At 36.8% G+C, this 6700-nt stretch carries 1 protein-coding gene; it reads left to right on the top strand.

The window, feature by feature from the left end:
- The first annotated feature begins 3 nt into the window (after window positions 1-3).
- Window positions 4-6699, top strand: coding sequence for a BspA family leucine-rich repeat surface protein (locus QZZ51_RS08700; RefSeq protein ID WP_291868715.1), 6696 nt, complete (start codon window positions 4-6; stop codon window positions 6697-6699).
- The last annotated feature ends 1 nt before the right edge of the window (window position 6700 follow it).

Raw genomic sequence — 6700 nt, 5'->3', positions numbered from 1 at the left:
GCTATCGATTCTCCAGACTTATCGCAAGTTTCTACATTAAAAAATATGTTTAAGAATGCCAGCTCTTTCAACGGCATTATTAATAATTGGAATGTTAGCACCATAACAGATATTTCGGGTTTATTCTACGGAGCCACCCTTTTTAATAGACCGTTAGATCTTTGGAATACAGGAAATATTACTAATATGTCCGAAACTTTTCGAAGTGCCAGGTTATTTAATGAACCATTAGATAATTGGAATACCGCATTAGTTTCTACTATGTCTAGTATGTTTTATTATGCTAGTTCTTTTAATCAAAACATCAACAATTGGGATGTTACCCAAGTTACAGATATGTCTAACACCTTTCGCGGAACGAACAATTTTAATCAACCATTAAACAGTTGGGTTATTAATAATGTTACCAATATGTCTGGTATGTTTGACTCCTCTGCTTTTAATTTATCGCTATCTAATTGGGTTGTAAGCAACGTTACAGACATGTCTCAAATGTTTGGTCAATCAAAATTCAACCAGCCCATAAATAATTGGGATGTTAGTAATGTTACAGATATGTCTCAAATGTTTTATAGGCATAGAACATTTGACCAACCTTTAAATACTTGGAACGTTAGCAATGTTACCAATATGTCTGGCATGTTTGATGGCTGGATTTGGGCCAATATTTACAACCAACCTTTAAATAGTTGGGATGTTAGTAATGTAACAGACATGAGTTATATGTTTAGAGATAACAAATATTTTAATCAACCCCTAAACAACTGGAATGTGAGCAACGTTACTAACATGAAGGGAATGTTCGATAATGTTGAAATATTTAACCAAGATATCACAGGCTGGAATGTAAGTAATGTTACAGATATGAGCTCTATGTTTCAGGAAACTGATGCTTTTAATCAAAACTTAGCTTCTTGGAATGTAAGTAATGTTACCAATATGAGTTCTATGTTTTATAGAGCTCTAGTATTTAACCAACCGCTAAACAGTTGGGATACTTCTTCTGTAAGGAATATGTCTAGTATGTTTAGCTCGTATTATGGCACTACAGTCTTTAATCAACCTTTAAATAGCTGGGATACGGGCATGGTAACTAATATGTCTGGCATGTTTAGAGATGCAAGTGCATTTAATCAAAACTTAGCTTCTTGGGATGTAAGCAGTATAACAAACATGAGTACGATGTTGTCTAATTCTGGTCTTTCACAGGCAAATTATGATAATACACTTATTGGCTGGGAATCGCAAACAGTACAAAACAATGTAACCTTGGGTGCAACAGGGTTAAATTATTGTGATGGTCGAAACCAAAGACAAAATCTCATAGATAATTCTAATTGGAGTATTAATAGTGATATCATTAATTGCTCTTTTGTTTTATGTACCAACTTAATTTCACCAGTGAATGGAGACACCAATGTTCCTGCTAGTGCAAATCTTACCTGGGCACGAACACCTGGCGCAACAGGCTACTTTGTTACTGTAAGAATAATCAGAGGCGGTGTAGAATCTATACCATTCAATGACCATAATGTTGTTGGCGGAGATATTGTTGGTCTTAACCTTGAAACTTTAGCTGGTGACGATTTATTGGAACCTGGTGACGAAGTATTCGTTACCATAGTTCCTTATAATGTCACGGATGGCCGTGCCTCAGGGTGCATTGAAGAGAGTTTCACTGTCGTACCAAGCTGGGTAAGTGACCCAACAGCTTTTAAACTTACTTTTGATACTACGCTTACAGAGTCCTATACCTCAGCTGCAAACCAACTAGAAATAGAAACTAATTCTGGATACCCAGACTATTTAACCTATGATTATTCCATAGATTGGGGAGATGATCAATTTAATAATAATGTTACAGGAAACATTACACACACCTATCTTGCTCCAGGAATTTATACCGTAACCATTATTGGTACTTATCCTGCTCACTATTATACTTATTTTTCTGATAATGTTAAACTTACATCTATAGATAAATGGGGAACGCAGCAATGGAAATCTATGAGAAATGCATTCTATAACTGTAAAAACATGGAATACAATGCTACAGATATACCAGATTTAACAGATGTTACAAACATGTCTCAAATGTTCTATCAAGCCCGCCTTTTTGATGGCAATATTGATGCTTGGAATGTAAGTAATGTCACCGATATGAGCATCATGTTTGCAGGAGCAACTGCCTTCAATCAACCACTAAATAATTGGGATGTTGGTAATGTAACTAATATGGAACTCATGTTTTTACAGGCAAATTCTTTTGACCAACCGTTAAACAACTGGAATACAAGTAGTGTTACCAATGTGTCGAGAATGTTTGAAAGTGCAGCAATTTTTAACGAATCAATAGATAGTTGGAACACAAGTAATGTTACAAATATGTCTAAGATGTTTAATAGAGCTCCTTTATTTAATCAGCCATTAAATAGTTGGGCTATTAGCAATGTTACAGATACATCTGAAATGTTTAATGGAGCTTCTTCCTTTAATCAACCACTAAACAATTGGGATGTAAATGCCGTTTTAGATATGTCTTCTATGTTTCATAGTGCAGAGGTATTTAACCAAAATATTAATAGTTGGAATGTAAGTTCGGTTACCAATATGAGCTCTATGTTTAATAAGGCCTCTATGTTTAATGAACCGCTAAATGACTGGAATGTAAGTTCGGTTACAGACATGAATTCTATGTTTTATCAAGCAGAAACATTCAATCAAAATATAAATAGCTGGAATGTTACTAATGTTATAAACATGGCCTCTATGTTTAATGGTGCTGAAGTTTTTAATGAACCATTAGCAAGCTGGGATGTTAACTCCGTTGTAAACATGTCTTCTATGTTTCAAAATGCAGAGGCATTTAATCAACCTATAAACAGTTGGAATGTAAGTGCTGTAGCCAATATGTCTTCGATGTTTAAAAACGCTTTGTTATTTAACCAACCACTAAATTCATGGGATGTGTCATCGGTAACTTTAATGCCATCCATGTTCGAAGGTGCTGCGGTATTTAATAGTCTAATAAGTAATTGGAATGTTGCCTCAGTAACTAATATGAAAGCAATGTTCTATGGTGCATTAGCATTCAACCAGCCGATACAAAATTGGAACACAGGAGAAGTACTTACCATGGAAGAAATGTTCCGAAGTGCTTCTGCCTTTAACCAACTTATTGACTCTTGGGACGTTTCCTTTGTAACAACCATGGAATCTATGTTTGAAGATGCCGTAGTTTATGACCAGACCATGAACTCTTGGAACGTAGCTTCGGTTACCACTATGGAAGATATGTTCAACGGCGCAACAGCATTCAACGGAAATATTGATGCTTGGAATGTAAGAGGTGTTACCACCATGGAAGAAATGTTTCGTGATGCTACTACATTCAACCAAAGTATTAACAATTGGCGTGTTTCTGGAGTAACAAATATGAACTCCATGTTCTACGATGCCACTGCTTACAACCAAGCGATGAACCTATGGAATTTAGGAAACGTAAGTATGCAATCGGCTTTTTATAACGCAACAACACTAGACCAAAATTTAGGAGATTGGGATATAAGTGGCGTAAGTGATATGCTCGATATGTTGGATAACACAGCATTAATCAGAGAAAACTATGACAACACCTTAATTTCTTGGTCAGAACAAACCTTAACAAGCGGCATTACACTTGGCGCTGAAGGTCTACCCTATTGCGATGCTCAAGAGGAAAGACAATCTATGATCGACAATTTTGGATGGACATTTAGTCTAGATGTTCGTGATTGTCCCATTCCAGATTGTACACAGTTGGCATCACCACTAAATGGAGATATTGATGTCCCAGTAAATACTAATATAACTTGGGAGCATGCCCTTTATGCACAAGGGTATCATTTAACCGTTGGTACTACATCTGGTGGTACTGATATTGTAAACAATGCAACAGTTACTAATGAAACATCTTATGAATTTGCTTCGGACTTTAATACTGGTGACACGGTTTATGTAACTATAATCCCTTTTAATGATGAAGGAGATGCTGTAGGGCCTTGTACTGAAGAAAGTTTTACAATATCTAACGACCCTGCTACCATTCCCGATTGTACTAGCCTAACGGAGCCATTAAATGGAGCAATAGACATAGTGGTAACCACAGATTTAAGTTGGAATCCGATTTCTAATGCAGATGGTTACAAAATTACCATAGGAACTACTAATGGTGGCAGCGAAATACTAGACAATGAAAATGTGGGTAATATAGTCACTTACGATTTGGCTACAGACCTTCCTGAGGATAGTGATATTTTTGTTACTATAACACCATACAATGAACAGGGCGATTCTGACCCTGTTTGCACTTCGGGAAGTTTCCACACAGAAATAATTCCTGTCGCGCCAATATGTACTAATTTAACCATCCCAAACACAACTACAGATGTACCAATAGACACTAACTTAAGTTGGAATGCTGTTTCAAATGCTACTGGATACCTAGTGATTGTTGGAACCACTTCAGGTGGAATCGAAGTAGTCAATAATATTGATGTAGGCAATGCTACTACTTATGATATCCCTCTAGACTTACAAGAAAATAGATTGCACTACGTCACTATCATTCCTTATAATGATGTTGATGATGCCATGGGTTGTATCGAAGAATCCTTTAGAACAGGTGACTCTACAAGTCCGCCTTCATGTTCATCACTAATAACCCCAGCAAACAACGCTACCGCTGTTTCACCAAGTACCAATTTAACTTGGACTGGACTAGGTTCAGCTACTGGGTATAAATTGTCTGTCGGAACTACAGATGGAGGTACTGATATTTTTACTGGCAATCTAGGTAATGTAACTACTTATGACCTTGCTGCAGATCTTCCTCAAAGCACTACCATTTATGTAACTGTTACTCCATACAATAATAACGGTGATGCTACTTGTGCCTCGGAAAGTTTTACTACTGATGAAGCTCCTTTATGCACCACTTTAATTACTCCAGCTAATTTAGCTACCGATATTGCAGTAGATACAAACTTGGAGTGGAACGCTAGCGCCAATGCAGACGGGTATAAATTAACGGTTACCGCAAGCAGCAGTACTGTAAATAACCTCACCGATTTCGATGTAACGACTGGTAATAGTTATGATTTCACAAATAATTTTCAACAAGGAGAAACCGTTACTGTAAAAATTACTCCTTACAATGAATCTGGAGATGCGATTACTTGTACTTCAGAGAGTTTTACCATAAAATCAGTTCCGCTATGTACCAATTTAATAGCTCCTGCTAATCAAGCTGTTGACATTCCTGCAAATACGAATATACAATGGGCACCAATTGCAAGTGCTACAGGATATAAATTAACTGTAAACGCTAGTAATAGCACAGCGAATAATTTGACTGACTTTAATGTCGCCGTAGGAACATCTTACGCCTTTCCAAATGATTTTGAGCAAGGCGAAACGGTAACCGTAACCATTACTCCTTACAATGAAGTTGGCGATGCAGTTGGAGGATGTCCTTCAGAAAGTTTTACTATAAAATCAGTTCCTTTGTGTACTAATCTAATAGCTCCAGCGGATCAAGGTATTGTTGCGGAAGTGAATGACATTTCATGGAATGCAATTTCGGGTGCTAACGGCTATAAGTTGACTATTAGCGCAACCAATACTACTGCTAACAACGTAACCGAATTAGTTGTTACGGAAACCAGCTATGTATTCCCGAATGATTTTAACCAAGGAGAAATTGTTACAGTAACAATAAAACCTTATAACGAAGTAGGTGATGCAATTGGGTGTACTCCAGAAAGCTTTACGATTATGTCCATACCATCATGCACTAGCTTAGTCTCCCCTTTAAACAATGCTACCGAAGTAGCCGTTACAACAGATATATCCTGGAATGCAAGTCTTGATGCCGATGGATACCGAATTTCGGTAGGTACTTCTGCTAATGGAACAGATATTGTTAATGAAGAGGATGTTGCTTCGCTTACAAATTATACGTTTGCCGAGAATCTACCTTCAGAAACATTAATTTATATAACAATAACACCATATAATATAGCTGGCGATGCCGATGGCTGTTCTTCGGAAAGTTTTGAAACCGAAATTACTGTTCCTCAATGTACCGTTCTTATGAGTCCTGCTAATGGAGAAACCAACGTACCTTTAGAAAACATTATTAACTGGAACGAGGTAGAGGAAACAGATGGTTATCGTATATCTATAGGAACAACTTCTGGAGGAAATGATATTGTTGACAATCAAGATGTAGGTTCTTCTACAAGTTACCAGCATAATGGAGAGTTTCCTTTTGATACTGAAATTTTTGTTACCATAATTCCATACAACACTAAAGGAGACGCTATCCAATGTGAACCACAGTCATTTACTACAATAATCCCTGAAGATGAAACCAAGTACGGATTCTCCCCTGATGGTGACGGTATCAATGATTACTGGCATATTGAAAACATTCAATATTACCCTGAAAATATTGTGACTATATATAATAGATGGGGAGATACCGTATTTAGAATTGAAAATTATGACAACGGCTCCTCTGTATTCCAAGGGGATGCAAATTTAAAAACCAAAATGGGAGCTGGTAGGTTACCTTCAGGAACCTACTTCTTTAATATTCAAATTGAAGGGGAATCCATTCTTAAGAAAACAAAAGGTTACGTTGTTATAAAAAGATAAA

The sequence above is a fragment of the Maribacter sp. genome, assembly GCF_016744255.1.
GTDB lineage: Bacteria > Bacteroidota > Bacteroidia > Flavobacteriales > Flavobacteriaceae > Maribacter_B.
Note: the sequence above shows the minus strand (reverse complement) of the source record. Positions and strands in the feature narration are given on the sequence as shown.